This is a genomic window from Pantoea rwandensis (genome assembly GCF_002095475.1).
GTDB lineage: Bacteria > Pseudomonadota > Gammaproteobacteria > Enterobacterales > Enterobacteriaceae > Pantoea > Pantoea rwandensis.
Window position 1 is genome coordinate 35495 of sequence record NZ_MLFR01000005.1, and the last position, 18467, is coordinate 53961.

At 53.8% G+C, this 18467-nt stretch carries 18 protein-coding genes; 6 read left to right on the top strand and 12 right to left on the bottom strand.

Features of this window, described 5'->3' with window-relative positions; all coding sequences use genetic code 11:
• Positions 1-211: 211 nt before the first annotated feature.
• From HA51_RS07725 to HA51_RS07750, 6 genes are all read right to left on the bottom strand, one after another.
• The gene (locus HA51_RS07725; RefSeq protein ID WP_084933963.1) at positions 212-988 is read right to left on the bottom strand and encodes an ABC transporter ATP-binding protein; all 777 of its coding nucleotides are present in this window, start codon (positions 986-988) and stop codon (positions 212-214) included.
• Positions 985-1671, bottom strand: coding sequence for an ABC transporter permease (locus tag HA51_RS07730; protein ID WP_084933964.1), 687 nt, complete (start codon positions 1669-1671; stop codon positions 985-987). Before HA51_RS07730 ends, HA51_RS07725 begins: the two co-directional genes overlap by 4 nt.
• 9 nt (positions 1672-1680) lie before the next feature.
• Positions 1681-2400 carry an ABC transporter permease gene (locus HA51_RS07735; protein ID WP_084933965.1) on the bottom strand — a complete coding sequence of 240 codons (720 nt, stop codon included), beginning with the start codon at positions 2398-2400 and terminating at the stop codon, positions 1681-1683.
• A 12-nt stretch (positions 2401-2412) separates the two neighbouring features.
• The gene (locus HA51_RS07740; protein ID WP_245840186.1) at positions 2413-3261 is read right to left on the bottom strand and encodes a transporter substrate-binding domain-containing protein; all 849 of its coding nucleotides are present in this window, start codon (positions 3259-3261) and stop codon (positions 2413-2415) included.
• Positions 3262-3277: 16 nt separating this feature from the next.
• Complete coding sequence (locus HA51_RS07745) at positions 3278-4468, bottom strand: amidohydrolase (protein ID WP_084933967.1); 1191 nt, start codon at positions 4466-4468, stop codon at positions 3278-3280.
• 266 nt (positions 4469-4734) lie between these two features.
• Entirely contained in the window at positions 4735-5622 is an 888-nt protein-coding gene (locus tag HA51_RS07750) for a LysR substrate-binding domain-containing protein (protein ID WP_084933968.1), read from the bottom strand.
• Between the two features lie 106 nt (positions 5623-5728).
• Here HA51_RS07750 and HA51_RS07755 point away from each other — a divergent pair, with 106 nt between their 5' ends.
• The gene (locus HA51_RS07755) at positions 5729-6433 is read left to right on the top strand and encodes an SDR family oxidoreductase (RefSeq protein WP_084933969.1); all 705 of its coding nucleotides are present in this window, start codon (positions 5729-5731) and stop codon (positions 6431-6433) included.
• Here the strand turns inward: HA51_RS07755 and HA51_RS07760 are convergent.
• Complete coding sequence (locus HA51_RS07760) at positions 6430-7362, bottom strand: AraC family transcriptional regulator (protein ID WP_084933970.1); 933 nt, start codon at positions 7360-7362, stop codon at positions 6430-6432. The genes HA51_RS07755 and HA51_RS07760 overlap by 4 nt on opposite strands.
• Positions 7363-7522: 160 nt before the next feature.
• Here HA51_RS07760 and HA51_RS07765 point away from each other — a divergent pair, with 160 nt between their 5' ends.
• Complete coding sequence (locus HA51_RS07765) at positions 7523-8254, top strand: SDR family oxidoreductase (protein ID WP_084933971.1); 732 nt, start codon at positions 7523-7525, stop codon at positions 8252-8254.
• Between the two features lie 21 nt (positions 8255-8275).
• Here the strand turns inward: HA51_RS07765 and HA51_RS07770 are convergent, their stop codons facing one another.
• A complete protein-coding gene (locus tag HA51_RS07770) occupies positions 8276-9058 on the bottom strand; it encodes an AraC family transcriptional regulator (protein WP_245840188.1) in 783 nt (260 codons plus the stop codon).
• A 160-nt stretch (positions 9059-9218) separates the two neighbouring features.
• On the opposite strand from HA51_RS07770, the gene HA51_RS07775 reads away from it, so the two are divergent.
• From HA51_RS07775 to HA51_RS07790, 4 genes are read left to right on the top strand one after another with little or no spacing between them, the layout of a single operon-like run.
• A complete protein-coding gene (locus tag HA51_RS07775; RefSeq protein WP_084933972.1) occupies positions 9219-11345 on the top strand; it encodes a TonB-dependent siderophore receptor in 2127 nt (708 codons plus the stop codon).
• Positions 11345-12211: an ABC transporter substrate-binding protein gene (locus tag HA51_RS07780; RefSeq protein ID WP_245840189.1), complete on the top strand. Its 867-nt coding sequence runs from the start codon at positions 11345-11347 to the stop codon at positions 12209-12211. Before HA51_RS07775 ends, HA51_RS07780 begins: the two co-directional genes overlap by 1 nt.
• Positions 12208-14187 (top strand): Fe(3+)-hydroxamate ABC transporter permease FhuB, encoded by a 1980-nt coding sequence (gene fhuB / locus HA51_RS07785; protein ID WP_084933974.1) that lies wholly within the window; start codon positions 12208-12210, stop codon positions 14185-14187. Before HA51_RS07780 ends, fhuB begins: the two co-directional genes overlap by 4 nt.
• Before the next feature lie 8 nt (positions 14188-14195).
• A complete protein-coding gene (locus tag HA51_RS07790; RefSeq protein ID WP_084933975.1) occupies positions 14196-15779 on the top strand; it encodes a cyclic peptide export ABC transporter in 1584 nt (527 codons plus the stop codon).
• Here the strand turns inward: HA51_RS07790 and HA51_RS07795 are convergent.
• The 4 genes from HA51_RS07795 to HA51_RS07805 all read right to left on the bottom strand — a co-directional run bounded on the left by HA51_RS07795 (position 15769) and on the right by HA51_RS07805 (position 18319).
• Positions 15769-16464 carry a DJ-1/PfpI family protein gene (locus HA51_RS07795; protein ID WP_084933976.1) on the bottom strand — a complete coding sequence of 232 codons (696 nt, stop codon included), beginning with the start codon at positions 16462-16464 and terminating at the stop codon, positions 15769-15771. The two genes, HA51_RS07790 and HA51_RS07795, sit on opposite strands and share 11 nt — an antisense overlap.
• Positions 16465-16527: 63 nt before the next feature.
• Entirely contained in the window at positions 16528-16944 is a 417-nt protein-coding gene (locus HA51_RS27320; protein ID WP_211282918.1) for an SLC5/6 family protein, read from the bottom strand.
• Between the two features lie 2 nt (positions 16945-16946).
• Complete coding sequence (locus tag HA51_RS07800) at positions 16947-18053, bottom strand: sodium:solute symporter family protein (protein ID WP_211282919.1); 1107 nt, start codon at positions 18051-18053, stop codon at positions 16947-16949.
• On the bottom strand, positions 18050-18319 hold the full coding sequence (locus HA51_RS07805) for a hypothetical protein (protein ID WP_084933977.1): 270 nt from the start codon (positions 18317-18319) through the stop codon (positions 18050-18052). Before HA51_RS07805 ends, HA51_RS07800 begins: the two co-directional genes overlap by 4 nt.
• Positions 18320-18467 lie beyond the last annotated feature (148 nt).

Consider the following 18467-nt stretch of genomic DNA (forward strand, 5'->3'; position numbering starts at 1 on the left):
GGGTTGTCGATAACGCACATGCGTCCAGTCATGGTTTTGCAACGTTTTAACCTGCTCCCTCATCGTATTCAATCTGTTTTGCTAGCTTAGCGCTGATTTCAGAAGTCTTCCTGATACGGCTTTGATTTGGATTGGCTTTTGCTCTGTCGGCGGGGTCGAGCGCCGATGTTGAACGGGTGATAAAAAACCCGCCTGAGCGGGTTTGAAAGGATTAGCTGTTGCGCTGCAAATGACTACTGACAAAGGCTCTACAGCGGTCAGAAATCGGGTCAGTGAACACCTGCTGAGGTGTGCCAGACTCTTCAATCTTCCCTTGATGCAGAAACACGGCTTTATTAGATACATCGCGCGCAAAACCCATTTCGTGGGTCACGATAATCATCGTACGCCCCTCTTCAGCCAGGCTCCGAATGACCCGCAACACTTCGCCTACCAGTTCGGGGTCAAGCGCCGAGGTCGGCTCATCAAACAAAATCGCTTTGGGTTGTTGCGCCAGTGCGCGTGCGATGGCCACGCGCTGCTGTTGCCCACCTGAAAGTTGCGACGGCCAGGCATTGCGTTTTTCATACAGCCCAACTTTGTGTAGCAACGCCTCGGCTTCTTCAATCGCCTCCTTATTGCTGCGTTTCTGTACGTGCACCGGCGCTTCTATAATGTTCTGCAACACGGTTTTATGCGGCCATAGATTGAAACTCTGGAACACAAACCCAAGTTGCATGCGCATTAATTTAATACGGCGCTGTTGCTCACGGCTGAGTCTCTCGTCGGGGTTGTCGATGGTCACCACCTCCTCCCCTACCGCAATTTCGCCACCCTGCGGCACTTCAAGAAACGGGATACAGCGCAGTAGCGTACTTTTCCCTGAGCCACTGGCGCCGATCAGCGAAATCACATCGCCATCTTGCGCCGTCAGGCTGATATCGTGCAGCACCTCATGCCCGCTATAACTTTTTCTGAGATGGCTCAGGGCGATAGTGGGTTTACTCATTGACGTGCTCCAACATGATAAGGGGACAAACGGTGCTCCAGCAGCGCCACTGCTTTACTCACCATTACGGTCAGCAGCAGATAAATAATGGCCGCGCTGATGAAGACTTCTAGCGCACGGAAGGTCTCCGAGACAATTGAATCAGCGATACCGGTCATTTCCATCAGGCTGATGGTGCTGACCAGCGATGTCGACTTGATCATCGAGATAATTTCGTTGCTGTAAGCAGGCAGCGCCTGGCGCACCGCGAGTGGCAAGGTAATGCGGCGCAGTGTGGTGAAGCGCGACATACCACAGACCTTGGCAGCTTCAAGTGATTGAACGCTGACGGCATTCAGCCCACCGCGCAATATCTCCGAGGTGTAAGCCGCATCGTTGAGCACCAGTGCAATCAAGCCGCACCAGTAAGGGTCGCGCAGCAGTGGCCAAAATATACTTTCGCGCACCGCAGGCAAACTGCCCAATCCGTAATAAATCATAAAGATCTGGATCAGCAGTGGCGTGCCGCGAAACAGCCAAACATAGAAACGCGCAAAAACGCTGCCAAAACGATTTTGGCGTAATAGATTGAGTAATAAAGCCAACACGCCGCCGCCCAGCAGCGATAACACGGCCAGGTTAAGCGTCAGCGGCAGACCGCGCAGCAAAGCGCTGAGCGTATGCTGTAAAAACGTGAAATCCATCGTGGCTCCTTACAACCGCGCGCGTTGTTGCCCGCGCATGGCCACTTTTTCCACATAGCGGAAAACAAAATCGGAACAGGTGGTGATGATCAGGTAGATCACCGCACCGACGCTGTAGAAGAAGAACGGCATTTGTGTGGAGTTGGATGCGGTGGAAATCTGGTTCATGGTTTCCACTAAGCCGGTGACCGAAACCAACGCCGACTCCTTGATCACCGATTGCCACTGATTGCCCATTCCCGGCAAGGCGGTGCGCAACGCTTGCGGCACGATCATGCGACGGAACAGCATCAGCCTGCCCATGCCGGTCACCGTAGCGGCTTCCAGCGTGCCTTTCGGGATAGCGTAAAACGCACCACGGAACACGCCGCTTTGATAGGCGCCAGAGATCAAACCGATGGCGATAGCCCCCGCGACAAAGCCATTCACATCGAATGGCCCCTGCATCCCTAACCCTTCACCGATAAAGGAAACTACCTGACGGCCACCAAAATAGAACAGGTAGATCACCAGCAGCTCAGGGACGCCACGGAACAGTGTGATATAGCCATTGGCGAGGCGCTGCTGCCAGCGAGCGCCACCAATCTGCATCCAACAGAGAATGCTGCCAAGCATCGCGCCCAGCAGCCATGCACATAATGAAACGGTTACGGTCACCGTGGCGGCGTTAAGTAAAACGCCGCCCCAGCCTTCGTCACCAAAACCTAACAGTTGCCAATCAATAGTCATAAGCGCTTAGCATTACTCCGCAGGCGCGACGTTCTCGCCGAACCATTTTTCTGACAACTGCTTCAGAGTGCCATCTTTGATCATCGAGACTAATGCGGTATCCAGCGCAGCTTTCAGCTCTGGATTATTCTTCTGAATAGCAATAGCAGAACCCTGCCCTAACACACCACCCGAGAAGCCGTAACCTGTGCTGTTCACTGTGTCGACGTGTTTTTTCACATAGGCATTCAAGTTAGTGCGTGATGCCATCACCGCATCCACGCGGCCATTTAACAAATCAGCGAAGGTTTCAGGTCCCGCTTGATAAGTGCGAATGGTCGCCACATCGGCCAGATATTTGTTCAGGAAGTCAGCCTGAATGGTGGCGACCTGAACAGCGATCGTTTTACCCTTGAACTTGGCTTTCAGTGCGTCGATAGCTTTCGTCATGCCCGCATCATCACCCGCTTGTACCACTTCGCCGTTGCCCGGCAGGGTGTCAACCGCACTCCCCTTCAGCGTGACAAAGCCGGAAACACTCACCGTGTATTGGTGGGTGAAATCTACCACTTCTTCACGCTTCGGCGTCACGGTAACGGCATCAATCACCGCATCATATTTACCGTCAACCAAGCCGGGGATCATGCCGGACCATTTCTGCGCCACGATTTCATACTTGAAACCTGCACGTTTCGCCAACTCTGCCACCATGTCTGGCTCATAACCGACAATTTTGCCGCTTGGTGTGGATTGGTTAAACGGAGGATAGGCTGCCTCCGTCGCAAACTTCAGGGTGCCAAAATCTTTTGCCTGAACCAGTGCAGAAGCAGCCAGCAGCAACATCCCAGCGGAAGTGGTAAAAAGCCCTTTACGCATCATCATGAAACCTCAGAATTTATTATTGGGAGAGTAAATCGATGGCCAATCGGGCTAATGCCTGAGTGCCTGCGTGAATACTGCGCTCGTCGGGTTGGTAGTCCGAGTTATGCAGATGGTCATCGCGTCCTGGTGCACCCGAGCCGATGTGAATCTGGCAACCCGGCGCGCGTTCGGTAAACAGTGAAAAATCTTCTGCACCAAAGCTGGCGCTGGGTTTAGCAATGATCGGTTTTCCAAACTGGTGCGACAAAATCGGTTCCAGTGCATCAATCAACGCGTCATCATTCATCAACGGTGGTACACCACGCTGATAATTCACCTCGATACGCGTGTTGAGTGATAGCGCTACACCCGCACAAATACGTTTAAACGCGGTTTCTATGTGCGCACGAGCTTCGGGTGATTTGGCACGTACAGTGCCCTGAATCAGACAGCTATCTGAAATGATGTTGTGCGTAGAACCGCCATGAATGTGGCCGATGGTCAGAACTGCAGAATTGGCCGGATCGAGTTCACGCGAAATGATGGTTTGCAGCTGGCTGATGAGGTTGACCGCCGCGATAATCGGATCGGTACCCATATGCGGGCGAGCAGCATGCGTCGATTTGCCGTGCACCACAACATCAAACTCATCGCTGGAAGCCGTGCTCGCACCACGCGTGAGTGCAATCTCTCCCGCTTCCAGTTCTGGCTTGTTATGCAGTGTGATCGCAAGATCAACCCCTTCAGCGGCACCATCTGCAATCATCGCTTCCGCGCCGCTATCTGGTGTCTCTTCTGCGGGTTGGAAGATCAGGCGCACTGTGCCTTTTAGCTGCGCACGATAGTGCGGCAAAATCGCTGCCACGCCGAGTAGCGTTGCCGTATGAATGTCGTGCCCACAGGCGTGCATTTTGCCCGGAAAGGTGCTGCTGAACGGCAAACCGGTTTGTTCGTGAATCGGCAATGCGTCCATATCGGCACGCAACAAGATCGTTTTTCCGGGGCGATCGCCGACAATATCGACCATGACGCCGGTTCGGCCCACACCCGTATTCGGTTGGAGTCCAAGACGCAGCAGTTCCTGCTCGACTAACTTAGCGGTACGAACGGTATCGAAACCGAGTTCGGGGTGCGCATGAATATCTCGGCGGATGGCAATAAGGTGCGCTTCCATGCTTTCGCTTCTGGCGCTGATATCCCTGGCTAAAACATCTTTAAGGTCGGTCATGTTTGCAATGATCTTTTCAGGCGGTGAAACCTGGCCTTTATGGCATTTTTATTAAGATTGACCTCGTATTTATTCACAGCACCCAGCAGATTGCAACGCGCAATGCTTAGGGTTACTTGCTGAATTTTCGTGATATTTCCTAATTCACTGCGCAAACAGGATAAAAACCAGCTGTTGCATCATCAGTCAGTCATAACATTCATGATCCAGCGGGGATCATCAGTTTTACTGATTTTGTGATTGAACAAAAATCCAGCTACGCATGCTCATTTTATCTGCGCGATTAACCACTCACGCACGGCCAAAACCGTGGCCTGTTCTTTGAGCCGCTGAGGTGAAACAAGATACCATCCCGCGTCCACTGCCATTTGCAGTGCAAAGGCGGGCACTAAACGACCGCTGGTGAGATCGTTCTGGACAAAATGCGGGCTGGTAAGGGCTATGCCTTGTCCATTAATCGCTGCCTCCAACGCTAACGCCGTCTGGTTAAAGCGCAAATGATGTTGATGATGCATAGAGACGTTTGGGAACATAAAAGAGAGAAAGGCCGGCCAAAGATGATGTCCATCATGCAATAACGCATACCGCAGACAATTCTCGGCATTTTGTGGATTTTCTAGTTTTGCCAAAAGTACCGGGCTAACCACAGCCAACACGCTCTGTGAAAACAAAAGCGTGGCATCCAGCCCTGCGCCAAACGGCGGTCGGCCATAACGCACCGCCAAATCAACGCCCTCGTGATGAAACTGCACCAGTCTTTCAGACGCCAGCACCCGAAGATCAATATCTGGCCATGCCTGAGTGAACGCAGGTAAACGCGGTAGCATCCAGCGGCTGGCAAACGTCGGGGTCACACTTAAGGTTAAGTGATTTGGTTCAGATCGTAGCGCGCGCGTTGCCTCATCAATCAGCTCAAAAGCCTGTCGTACACTCGTCGCATAACCTGCGCCTGCAGTGGTTAAGGCCAGGGTTCGGGGCAAGCGCTCAAATAATTTCAAACCCAGGCTACTCTCAAGCCCACGAATTTGCTGTGCTACTGCACCTTGCGTGACACCTAGCTCTTCGGCCGCCAGGCGAAAATTAAGATGACGCGTGACCGCCTCAAAGACTTTTAATCCATTGAGCGGCGGCAATGAGGGGAAACCTTGACTCATCCTGTAGTTTTCCTATCGTCAATTGCGAATCAGACTGACTCTCTGGTACTGAATTTAGCCACTATACTGCGAGATATCGATTTTATAATCATAAGGGAACAATATTATGGCAGTAGAAAAAGTCGCAGTGATTGTTGCAGGTGGCAGTGGAATGGGTGCAGCAGCAGCTGAAAAACTGGCTAATGACGGTTTCAAAGTGGCGATCCTCTCCTCCTCCGGTAAAGGTGAGGCGCTGGCAAATCGCTTAGGGGGTTTAGGTGTCACGGGATCGAATCAATCCGTGGATGACTTACTACGTCTGGTTGAGGCGACGATGGCACGTTGGGGCCGGATAGATGTGCTGGTGAATAGCGCCGGACATGGCCCTCGCGCACCGATTCTGGAACTGAGTGACGAGGACTGGCAGCGCGGCATGGAAACTTACTTCCTCAACGTGGTGCGCGCCGCGCGTTTGGTGACACCTGTCATGCAAAAACAGGGCGGTGGCAGCATCATCAATATCTCTTCAGCATGGACATTTGAGCCAACCGATCTATTCCCAACATCAGCCGTGTTTCGCGCAGGTTTAGCGTCGTTCACTAAAATTTTTGCTGACACCTACGCCGCAGACAACATTCGTATCAACAACGTGTTGCCGGGATGGATCGATAGCCTGCCAAAAAGTGATGAGCGTCGAGACAGCGTGCCTCTTAAACGCTACGGTACCTCTGAGGAAGTGGCAGCTACCATTGCCTTCCTGGCTTCCCCTGGCGCGGCCTACATCACCGCTCAAAATATTCGCGTGGATGGCGGTGTGACACATAGCGTTTAATGCGCCTGCAGCCGCGCGGTCAATTGTTCGGGCGGCAGCAATTCAAAAGCTCTTTTCATCACTCTTGCCTCTTCTGCCGGGCTGCGTCCAAACATGCGCTTAAACTCACGATTGAATTGGGAGTCGCTTTCGTAACCCACACGCGCTGCGGCCCCCGCAGCGGTGAGGTTATCGCGGATCATCATCAATCGCGCCTGATGCAATCGCAACGATTTGAGATATTGCATTGGCGAAGTCTGGGTCACGCTTTTAAAGTGCAGATGGAAACGCGGCACACTCATTCCCGCTTCATTCGCCAAATGGGGAACATCCAAGGGCTGTCGCCAGTCGGCGTGAATCCGTTGGAGTGCGCGTGCAATACGACCAAAATGCCCTTGATAGGTCAGTGCAGCGCGCACCGCCCCACCTTGTTCCCCCATTAGTACACGAAAGCAGATCTCTTCGACCCGTGCGGGTCCCAGGACTTTTGCCTCCAGCGGATCGCTGAGGGCTTCAAGCAACCGTAACGTGCTCTCCGCCAGCGCATCATTTACTGGCGTAGAGATAATGCCCGCTGGGGATTCAGTGATGGCGGTTTCAACATCGGCAAGTTGTGCCACCAGGCGCGCCACCATTGTCGCATCCAGGCGGATAGCGATACCCAATAACGGCTCTTCCGAGGTGGCTTCGGTTTCGGCGGAGAAAGGCAAAGGGACGGATAGCACCAAATAATGGTGAGCATCGTAACGATACATTTTGTCTGCAAGAAAGGCACGCTTCGACCCCTGACAAATAATGATGATGCTCGGTTCATACAACACTGGCGTGCGTGCCCACTGTTGATCAGCGCGCATAAAGCGCACGTTATCCAGTAACGATTCGGTATAGCCTTCCTGGCGCGCCAACTGGCGTAACAGATGGCAGGTTTGCAGTTGCACAGGGTTCGACATGGCATGAATTCCTGAGAGAGTTTCAGGCAAAGCATAGCGGTGGAGATCGCGTTAATACAATGGCAACGAGAGAATCAGGCAATGATGCGCCATTATTCGGCCTGTCTCCCTGGATGTTTTTTTTCAACAATGACCTCGTCAACAACACGAGGTGCAGACCATGAATCAGAATGAAAAAGTGATTATTTTGACCGGAGCCAGCAGCGGTATTGGCGAAGGCATTGCCCGTCATTTGGCACAACAAGGCCATAAACTGGTGCTCGGCGCTCGACGTACCGATCGTCTGGCAGCGTTATGTAATACGTTACGTGCTGAAGGTGCCACGGTAGACTACCTTGCCACTGATGTGACCCAGCGCGATGACACGCAAAAACTTGCTGACTTTACGTTGGAGAAATACGGCCGCATTGATGTGATGATCAACAATGCGGGTGTGATGCCACTCTCGCCGATGAGTTCGATGAAAGTTGATGAGTGGGATTTGATGCTGGACGTAAACGTCCGTGGCGTGCTTTACGGTATTGCTGCTGTGCTGCCAACCATGCAGGCCCAACACGCTGGGCATATCATCAACATCGCTTCTGTTGGCGCATTAAACGTATCACCCACCGCTGCCGTCTACTGCGCGACCAAATTTGCGGTACGCGCTATTTCTGATGGTTTACGCCAGGAATCCCGCGAACTGCGTGTCACGGTAATCAACCCTGGCGTAGTGGAGTCTGAACTGGCTGACAGCATCAGTGACAACGTGGCGCATGAAGCCATGAAAAGCTATCGACAGATTGCGCTTAAGCCTGAATCCATTGCGAAAGCCGTGAGTTGGGCCATTGAGCAGCCTGGCGAAGTAGACGTCAACGAAATCACCGTGCGCCCTACTGCCAGCCGGCATTAAGGGAAAATATCCTTGGCGATTTCAGGCTGAAATTCGTAAAAAACGCTGCGGAGTTTCGCCCATCAAACGCCGGAACATAGAGATAAAGGCGCTGGGACTTTGGTAGCCGAGTTGATTAGCGGTACGCAACACGGTTTGTCCTTGCGCCAGTTGAACCAGCGCTTCTGAGAGACGCAGCTGCTGTCGCCACTGGGTAAAAGTGATGCCAGTTTGTTCGCGGAACAAACGCGCAAGCGTCCGCGAACTGGCCCCCACGCGATGGCCCCACTCTTCCAGCGTATCGCTGCTCGCCGGCGCCGCCAGTAACTGCTGGCAAATGTTCAACAGACGTCGATCGCTCGGCAATGGCAAATTGCACACTGGGCCATCCGGCGCACGACGAATTTCATCCAGCAAAAGGGGCGTAATCAACTCAACCCGTGCTATTTCAGGTTGCGGTTGCAGTTCAATCTCCACCAGCGTTTGCATCAGTGCCTGCAGCAGAGGTGAAATCAACATACTGTGTGCCTGCGGCCAAAACGTACGAGCCAGTTTAGGGTCGAGGTATAAACTCGAACTGCGGATATCGCTCAACGCTGTTAACGCGTGAGGTAACGTCCCCGGCAGCCAGAGCGCACGCCCCGGCGTTAAGGTCCATGAAGCGGTTTGCGTTTGAACACGCATCACGCCCTGCAAGCAAAGTACGAGCTGAGCGACTTCATGTGCGTGCCAGCGCTCCTCACGGCCCGCGAGATAATGCATCTCGCGCGTGGCGAGCAAAGGCAATGCTGGCGTCATTTCCGCCTCACGTGGTTTCTGCAACACCCTTCCACCCTATCCCGTTAATTTGCCGATTCATGTCCGCTCTGCGCGATTTGCAATTAAGACCGCGCGAACCCGCCAGCAGGACGCTATCAATTAAAATAGTAATGATTATCATTTGTATCACTAATTGAGGCCATTAGAACATATCGGGGAAAAATTAATGTCGGGTCATCGCACTTTTAAGCGCAAGCCACTGAGCGCACTGCTACTGATTCTGTTCAGCAGCGCATCAGCATGGGCCGCTGATAATAATAATACGAATACCACAATGACGGTGACGGCCAATAGTGCCAGTAGCGACGGCGACGATGCTGACAGCTGGAATCAGGTGGCTAAGAAAGCAGATTCTGTCACGAAAAGTACGCGACCGATTATCGAAACGCCACAAAGTATTTCGGTCATCACCCAGGCGCAAATGGCCTCACAGGCGGCGTTGAATGTGCCGCAGGCGCTGCGCTACAACGCGGGCATTGGAGCTGAGGGCGGCGGCGCCGACTACCGTTTTGACGATATCTATATCCGTGGTTTTGCCGCCGATGAATACCTTGATGGCCTGCGCTTGCCCACCGTGACCTACTGGTCGCGTCCGAATTTCGACACTTTCATGCTGGACCGCGTTGAAGTGGTAAAAGGCCCCAGTTCAGTCACTTTTGGTCAGGGTAGCCCCGGTGGCGTGATTAACATGGTCAGCAAACGCCCGACGGCAGAACCTATCCACCAGATCTTCGTCAGCACCGGCAGTAACAATCTGTTCGAAACGGGGCTCGATCTCTCAGGTGCATTGGATGAAGACGAACACTGGCTTGGACGTATTACCGGCACCTGGTCACGCAACGATACCCAGGTCGATTACACAAAATATAAGCACTACGATATTGCCCCTGCCCTGACCTGGCAGCCGAATGACGATACCCGTCTGACCCTGCTCGGGCAGTTCCGCAAAGATCCTTACACCGGCTTTTATAACCAATTGCCGCTGGAAGGTAGCCTGATTAAGCTGGCGCAGGGTAACTACTCCGATAAATTCTACGGCGGACAGCCGGGCTTCGATTACTATCGCCGCGAGCAAGCCAGTATCGGCTACGATTTTATGCACAAATTTGATGACGTCTGGAGCGTACATCAAAATCTGCGCTATCTGCACACCAGCAGCGATTATCAGATGGTGTATCCAACGGCAACGATTACCGATGGTTCCGCCACGGTGAGCCGCGACAGCATGCGCGTGATTGAGTCGTTTAACGCCTTTGATGTCGATACCAACCTGCAAGGCAATCTTGATACCGGTGACGTTAATCACGCATTAACACTGGGTGTGGACTTTGTGCATGACGACCTGCGTCAGAACAGCGGTTACGGCACGGCTTCAGACATCAGCTACCTTAACCCGGACTACAGTACGCCAGTTGAATCACCGTCGATTGATTACCACAGCCGCTCCTTCATGACTCAGTTAGGTGTTTACCTGCAGGACAGCATGAAGTGGAACAACTGGGTACTGAATCTCGGCGGCCGCTACGACAAAGCGCAAACCCGCAGTCAGAACTGGGTGAGCGGTTCTCGCACCGAGTTGAATGACTACGCCTCCACCGGCCGTGCTGGCTTGCTGTATCACTTTGATAACGGCATTGCCCCTTACATCAGCTATGGCACGTCATTCCAGCCACAAGCGGGGACGTCTTTTGGCGGCGATCCGTTTAAGCCGACCAAAGGTAAACAGGCGGAAGTGGGTGTGAAGTATCAACCTAACGGCTTCAACGCCCTGTTTAGCGCTGCGCTGTACGATCTGCGTCAAACCAACGTCCTGACGGCCGATCCGAATCACGCAAACTACTCGGTGCAAACCGGCGAGATTCGCTCACAGGGCTTTGAGTTGGAAGCCAAAGCGAATATCACTTCCCGCTGGTTGGTCAACGCGTCCTATGCACTGACCAACCCGAAGGTGCTGTCGGCAAATGATGATACGCAAGGTAAACAACCGGTCTCAATCGCCCGTCAGACCGCCGCACTCTGGACCGAATATGCATTACCTGGCGTACTGGATGGCTTAACCATCGGCGGCGGTGGACGTTATGTCGGCACAAGCTATGCCACCAGCGATAACAGCCTGAAGGTCCCGGCAGCGATGATTTATGATGCCACCATGCGCTACCGCTGGCAGGATTGGCAGCTCGGTCTTAACCTGCAGAATCTCACCGACAAGCAGTACATCAGCAACTGTAATGACCTCGGCTGTCACTTTGGCTTACGCCGCCAATTGATCGCCACGGTAAGTTATCAGTGGTAATGAATCGTCGAGCATTGATGAAGGGCGCGCTGGCAAGCGCTGCCCTTTTTTCGTTTCCAGCATGGGCGAAGTCTGCGCCGCGCTGGGTGATCCTCGATTGGGGATTAACAGAAATGGCATTGTTACTCGGCATCACGCCGGTCGGCGTTGCCGCACCTGACTGGTATCTCCGGCTGTTCAGTCAGCCTGCTCTGCCGTCTGGCGTTGCCGACGTTGGCTTGCTGTTCCAACCCAATTACGAAACCTTATTTGAACTGCGACCGACACAGTTACTGGTCACGCCCGCGCATCGCATGGCTGAAGCGCAGCTCTCTCGCATTGCCCCGTTATCCTACTTTGTGACCAATAGTCCACAGCCGTGGCAGCAGGCGCAACAGAACTTGCGTCAGTTGGCGAAACTTGCAGATAACGGCCCACGCGCCGAAGAGGTGATGGCAAGTTTGCAACAACGTCTGGCGGTGGCAAGACAGCAGGCGGTACGTTTTAAAGATAAACCGATTTATTTACTGCATCCGTTGGACACATTGCATGTCTTAGCGCTGGGCCCAGGCAGTTTATTTTTTGACGTACTGGCGCTACTTGATTTACCTCATACCACGCCCTTTGCTGTCGGCGCGCAAGGCTACGCAACGCTGGAACTGGAGCAGTTAACACAGCTTCCGCCTGGCTGGCTGGCACTGCTTCCCTCATGGCCCGAGATTGATCTTACCCCGGTCTTACAGTCTCCGTTATGGCACACGCTGACACGTCCAGATGGACATCGCCTGTTGCCATTGCCGGACGGCCTCTCCACTGAGGGTGGTGTTTTGACGGCAGTACGTTTTGCTGAAGCCTTGGTTAAAGCACTCCAGGAGGCAAATCCGTGAGTCGCCATCCTGCCGTATTAACCCTGTTGTTGTTTTGTATTGCGTTGGTGCTGTGTCTGGAACAATTAACCCATCAACTACCGTGGCACGACATCTGGCAGGCTTTGACGGGGTCCGGCCTCCCCTCGCTGGCCCAACAAGTCTTTACGCTGATGTGGCTGCCGCGTCAGGGGATGGCAATATTGTGCGGTTTGGCACTCGGTTTTACCGGTGTGGTGATGCAGCAGGCGTTACGTAATCCGCTGGCGGAACCCATGACATTGGGTATCGCCAGCGGTGCCACGTTAACACTCTCTCTCACTACGTTAATGGCGCCAACCTTGCTCATAATTGGTCGGGAGTGGATAGCGCTAAGTGGTGCAATATTGGCTTTTGCGTTGGTGTTTCTGCTCAGTCTACGCCAGGGGTTTACCCCACTGGCATTAACGCTAGCCGGAATGCTGGTGAATCTCTATTGCGGTGCAGCTAATTTGCTGTTGTCGATCATTTATGACCGTTCATTGTCTGCCGTTTTTATCTGGGGTGGCGGATCGCTGACCCAGGAGAATGCGCACGCGCTGTGGTGGCTGTTACCCCGTTTACTGATTGCTGCCCTTCCCGTGTTGCTGATTATCAGGCCTTTACGTCTGCTGGCGCTGGATGAAAGGGTGACGCGCTCAATTGGCTTACCCGCCGGATGGATACGGGGTATCGCCATACTTTCGGCACTACTGATCAGCAGCCTGGTGATCAGTGTGGTGGGTGTCATTGGCTTTATCGCGCTCGCGGCGCCCCATCTGGCCACGTTGGCAGGTGCAAAAGATTTGCGTCAGAAGCTTATCTGGTCTCCTCTACTTGCGGCTGGACTGCTGTGGCTTACCGACCAACTGGTTAGCCGTCTTAACGGCATTGATGGCTTGTTACTCCCCACCGGCATGATGACGGCACTGGCGGGCGGCCCGCTACTGCTGTGGTTTTTGCCACGCCTGCGCCATATCTTCCAGCCCGATGTGAACGAACCCCAACCTCCCCCCTTTCCTGCTCGGGATTTTGTACGATGGCCAGTGATCGCGCTGTTTCTCTCGATGCTTGTCGTTGCCCTGGCTTTCGCTCATGGCGTTACCGGCTGGCACTGGAATTCGCTGGCGGAGATTAAGGTCATGTTGCCGTTTCGTTTGCCGCGTTTACTGGCCGCTATTGCTGCAGGTGTGTTGCTGGCGGCGGCTGGGGTTATTTTGCAGCGCGTCAGTCGTAACCCGATGGCAAGCCCTGAACTGCTGGGCATCGGTGCGGGTGCATCGCTCGGTATTACCGTACAGCTGTTGCTCTGGCCGATGGCAGGCATGCCGGTGATGATTGCCAGTAGCGCAACGGGTGCGCTGTTGACCTTAGGGCTCACGCTGTGGCAGGCGCGTCACTATGCGCTTAACCCTCAACGCATGTTGCTTAGTGGGCTGGCGATCACCGCCTTATTCCAGTCTGTCGCCGCAATCGTGATCAGCAATAACGGCATGGCTGCTGCGATGCTGCGTCAGCTGATGACAGGTTCGACTTACTACGTCAGTACACCCATTGCCCTGATCGCTTTTTCGCTTGCCGTCATTCTGCTGGCGCTAACGCCATTGCTGCGCCGCGCACTGTTACTGCTGCCGCTGAATCAGGTTCCACCTTCGTTGGGCCTTAATGTCACAAAATCCCGTTTATTACTCATGCTGCTCGCAGCAGCAATGACCGGCGTCGCCACCTTAATTGTTGGTCCGTTGTCGTTTATCGGCTTGCTGGGACCGCAGCTGGCTCGCCAGCTTGGCGCTCGCAAACCCATGGGACAACTGGCACTCGCCACGCTGATCGCAGCAATTCTGATGATGCTCGCGGACTGGGCTGGCAGCAATTTGCTCTATCCACGACAAATCCCCGCGGGCCTGATGGCCACACTGATTGGCGGCCCGTGGTTGGCGCTGTTGCTGTGGCGCCCCCTCAATAGCACAAACTCATAGGAGATGAGGTGTCGATTTATCTGATGTTATTGCGCACCACCGGTGCGCTGTTTTTTGTGGCGCTGGCCTGCAGTGTCATAGGCGGATTAAGCAATGCGGCGCTGTTGGCGTTAATCAATCAGGGATTGAGCGCCAGTGATGCCCAACGCTGGCAACTGGCATGGCAATTCGCCCTGCTGGCTTTGCTGATGTTAAGTACGCGCACGCTAAGTCAGTCACTGTTTATGTCGATGGGGCAGCGCAGCAAAGCCGAACTGCGCCGTATGCTGGTTCAGCAGGTCGCAGATGCCGGTTACGCTAAACTGGAGCTGCACGGCATGCCACGCGCACTCAGCATCCTGACGCAGGACCTCGATCAGGTTGTGGTGTTCTTTATTGCGTTACCCAACTTTGTGATGTCGTTGGCAGTGATTGTCGGTTGCATGGGCTATCTCGGCTATCTCTCGCTGACCGTGATGGTGATTGCTCTGATCACCGTGCTGGTGGGTTCGCTTGGTTATAGCTGGGTACATCGCCGCGCCTTGCAATTGATGCGTCGTTCACGCCAGCGTGAAGAAACGCTAACCGGTGAAGTCAGTGCGCTGTTTAGTGGGGCGAAAGAGCTCCGTCTTCATGCGCCACGCAAGCACGCATTCCTTCATAACAAGCTGTTTCACACTATTGAACAGGTGCGAATCGAACGCACCCGCGGCTATGTGCTGTATGCGTTAGCCAATATCTGGGCCAGCGTATTCTTCTTTGCGTTTATCGGTGTGGTGATGTTTTTGCTCTCCAGCGTGCTGGATTTACGCGGTGCCGTAATGTCGGGTTTCGCCATGGTTTTTCTTTACATGATTGTGCCGATAGAGAGTGCTCTCTCTGCCCTACCCGGACTGACTATGACACAGGTGGCGCTCAAGCGTATCCAAACCATGCAGCAGCAACTCCCCGCAGAGCAAACCGCTTTCGACGCGCCGCCCCTCAGCTTTCGCCAACTTGAGCTGCGCGATATCACCTATCATCACGATGCGTTTCAGCTCGGCCCCCTTTCCCTTCATTTTCATCCCGGCGAATTGGTCTATCTCACCGGTGGCAACGGCAGCGGGAAAACCACGCTGGCACGACTGCTCACCGGTCTTTACCCAGCCGACAGCGGTCAATTAATACTGGACGGCGAGACGATCAATGAGGCCACTCGCACCCGTTATCGCCAGTTGTTTTCAGCGGTATTTAATGATTTTCACTTGTTCGAGGACTTGCAGGGTATTGATAGCGCGTGTTGGAACGATGAGGCACAAAAGTTGCTGGATGCGCTGCAGTTAACGCACAAAGTCACCTTGAAGGAGGGAAAGTTTTCCACACTCGCGCTCTCCACCGGACAGCGCAAACGCCTCGCGCTGCTGGTGGCGTGGCTGGAAGATCGCCCATTTTATCTGTTTGATGAGTGGGCCGCCGATCAGGACCCTGCTTTCCGCGAGGTGTTTTATCATCAACTGCTTCCCGCGCTAAAGGCACGCGGTAAAGCCGTTTTAGTCATCACCCACGATGACCGCTATTTCCATCTCGCAGACCGCTGTTTAAAACTGGAGCTGGGTCAGTTAGTCAGCGTTTGAGTTTGGCTGCAGCCGCTTCCGTTGCCACACGGCGCCGGGCGATAAAATCCTGCATCTGGGTTTGCGCCTGCGCCAGGCGTTCTGGTGAAGCGCTGCGTGGCGATCCGGAATGGAATGGCGGTTCGGGATCGTACTCCATCTGCAATTGAATGTTTTCTGCCACCGCACGTCCAAACAGCTCTTCTGCGACGGTGAGTGCAAAATCAATTCCCGATGTCACCCCTGCGCCGGTGATACGGTTGCCATCACGTACGACACGTTCCGCTACCGGTGTAGCACCGAGCAGGCTGAGTTGATCCAGCGATCCCCAGTGGGTCGTCGCGCGATATCCCTGTAATAAGCCCGCAGCACCCAACACCAGCGAACCGGTGCACACGGATGTTACCCACTGCGCGTTGTTTGCCGTACGGCGCACGAAATCAAGCGTTTCCTCATCATCCATCAAGGCGATTTGCCCCGGACCACCGGGGATGCAGATCAAATCCAGCGCTGGGCAATCGTCAAAGGTGGCAGTGGGCAATATCGCCAGTCCGCGATCTGACATCACCGGCTGACGATCTTTCCACACCAGATAATTATTCACGCCAGGCATGCGGGCAAAGACTTCCCAGGGACCGGTGAGATCGAGTTGTGTGAGATTAGGGAACAGCAGCAGACCAATATTGAACGGCGGGGAGGCGGCCATGATAGGCTCCGATTAGGGGTCAGAACGTTATCATGGCCTTGATACGAAATTAAATGCAACGGGTTAATTCATCAGCGGTTTTGCCACTGGCGCCTTCACGCCATCAGCCAGCGCGAACAGGGCTTCGACACGGGCTTTCTCTTTGTCGTCCACTGGGATCAGTAAACCACACACCACAAACATCACCACGTTACCCACCAGGCCGACAATGCCGCTGGTGAGCGAGCCAAGCGCCGGGATGTCATCCGGGAAGAACACGGTGAGCACGATAGCGATAATAATCCCGGTCATCATGCCCATCAGCGCACCTTGTTTGTTACCAAATCGGCTAAAGATGCCAAAGAACAACGGCACTGCCAGTTGAATGATCCCCTGATAGGAGATCTGCGCCAGAAGCTGTAAACGGGAATAGTTGAAGGTGAAGTACGCCAGTAGCGCCGCAGCCACGATAAACACCACCATGCCCGACTTCGCCAGCATCGTCAGTTGACGATGCTACGCGGTTTATTCCATGTCGCGAGGTCGTTGGCGAACTGCGTTCCGCACACCTGCACACATCCATCAACGTGACCGATACTGGCGGCAAGAACAATCACCAGCGCCAGTGCCAGCAACCACGGACCACCTTGATCAAACAACGCCGTAAAGAACCCATTTTGCGGATTGGCCTGGACATTAGGATCCTGACTTACCGCTGTAGCAAACAGCATCAGAATGGCATAGAAACCGCCCACCAATAGAATCGTCAGCAGGGTGCCTTTCTTCACGGCGCGGATGCCGCTGGCGGTATAAATGCGCTGGAAGCTCATCGGCCAACACATTGATCCAATCACGCCGGTAAAGATCAGGCTGAACATATACCATGGACCATAGTGCGAACCTTCTGCACCCGGAATCTGCAGCATAGCGGGCGGCAATGTCGCCAATTGGCCGAAGCCATGATCGCCACCAAACAGCAACACCACGCACACCAGCGCGCCCAAACCATAGGCGATGATGCCCTGATACATATCCGTCATGATCAACCCGCGCATGCCCATGCTGACAGTCCAGTATTGACGCACCAGAATCAACAACACGCCAGCGATCAGGCAGGTGGTGACACCCCAGCGGCCAAAGCTGGCAAACTCAACCAACAACGCCAACGCCTGTATGCCCATCACCACCCACGGGAATACGCAGATGATGCCAATAATCGACGCTACACGCTTCACCGCCGGGCTGTTGAAACGCATACCGAGCAGATCGGGTTGCGTCGTCAGGTTAAAGTGCTGTCCCCACTTCCACGCACGGCGCGCCATTAAGTACATCGCCGTCACACCGAGCGTCGAGTACACCGCGCCGTAGAATCCGATGACCCCGCTCACCGACAGTGAGAAGAAAGCGGTGAAGGTCGCGCCTGGCCACCATGAGTTGGTATAACTCATGGCGATAAACCACGGCCCATAAGATCGTCCGCCGACGGCGTAATCCGAAAATGAGGTGCTTTTACGGTTGGTGGCATACAGCACGGCAATCATGATCGCCAGAAACAGGCCAATCATGCCAAAGGTAATTAAGTAATGGGGTTCTGCTGCGTTGATTTTCATGCGACTTCCTCATCGTCCGGAATTTCGCCAAACGCGCATTCCGCCAAATACATGACCCATAATCCCACACCGAGGAATATCGCAATCGCGAGCCAATAAACGATCGGTAGTGGTATCCCCAGAAATAATGCACTGCTCCCGCTGACGCTTAAATAAAGCGGCGGACAAAGTGCCAACAGTAATAATGCCAACAGGTACAGGGCAAATATTTTATTTTTAATACTTATGCGGGCGCGTAGTTGCTGCGCCATGACCATCGAACTCATAATAATCTCCTCAATATTACTTGACGGTGTGCGCACTCCTTTACCTGCTGAATATCAGCATTTCCCCTTTGGTGTAACCTCAATAATGGACAACAGAGAGCGCTGCCCGAAATACAACGGATAGTGAATATTTGAAACGTGCTTACAA

What these genes read in the sequence shown, in the direction of transcription:
- HA51_RS07725 (WP_084933963.1), bottom strand. Translation starts at nt 988, where the DNA reads ATGAGTAAACCCACTATCGCCCTGAGCCATCTCAGAAAAAGTTATAGC.
- HA51_RS07730 (WP_084933964.1), bottom strand. Translation starts at nt 1,671, where the DNA reads ATGGATTTCACGTTTTTACAGCATACGCTCAGCGCTTTGCTGCGCGGT.
- HA51_RS07735 (WP_084933965.1), bottom strand. Translation starts at nt 2,400, where the DNA reads ATGACTATTGATTGGCAACTGTTAGGTTTTGGTGACGAAGGCTGGGGC.
- HA51_RS07740 (WP_245840186.1), bottom strand. Translation starts at nt 3,261, where the DNA reads ATGATGATGCGTAAAGGGCTTTTTACCACTTCCGCTGGGATGTTGCTG.
- HA51_RS07745 (WP_084933967.1), bottom strand. Translation starts at nt 4,468, where the DNA reads ATGACCGACCTTAAAGATGTTTTAGCCAGGGATATCAGCGCCAGAAGC.
- HA51_RS07750 (WP_084933968.1), bottom strand. Translation starts at nt 5,622, where the DNA reads ATGAGTCAAGGTTTCCCCTCATTGCCGCCGCTCAATGGATTAAAAGTC.
- HA51_RS07755 (WP_084933969.1), top strand. Translation starts at nt 5,729, where the DNA reads ATGGCAGTAGAAAAAGTCGCAGTGATTGTTGCAGGTGGCAGTGGAATG.
- HA51_RS07760 (WP_084933970.1), bottom strand. Translation starts at nt 7,362, where the DNA reads ATGTCGAACCCTGTGCAACTGCAAACCTGCCATCTGTTACGCCAGTTG.
- HA51_RS07765 (WP_084933971.1), top strand. Translation starts at nt 7,523, where the DNA reads ATGAATCAGAATGAAAAAGTGATTATTTTGACCGGAGCCAGCAGCGGT.
- HA51_RS07775 (WP_084933972.1), top strand. Translation starts at nt 9,219, where the DNA reads ATGTCGGGTCATCGCACTTTTAAGCGCAAGCCACTGAGCGCACTGCTA.
- HA51_RS07780 (WP_245840189.1), top strand. Translation starts at nt 11,345, where the DNA reads ATGAATCGTCGAGCATTGATGAAGGGCGCGCTGGCAAGCGCTGCCCTT.
- HA51_RS07795 (WP_084933976.1), bottom strand. Translation starts at nt 16,464, where the DNA reads ATGGCCGCCTCCCCGCCGTTCAATATTGGTCTGCTGCTGTTCCCTAAT.
- HA51_RS27320 (WP_211282918.1), bottom strand. Translation starts at nt 16,944, where the DNA reads ATGCTGGCGAAGTCGGGCATGGTGGTGTTTATCGTGGCTGCGGCGCTA.
- HA51_RS07800 (WP_211282919.1), bottom strand. Translation starts at nt 18,053, where the DNA reads ATGAAAATCAACGCAGCAGAACCCCATTACTTAATTACCTTTGGCATG.
- HA51_RS07805 (WP_084933977.1), bottom strand. Translation starts at nt 18,319, where the DNA reads ATGAGTTCGATGGTCATGGCGCAGCAACTACGCGCCCGCATAAGTATT.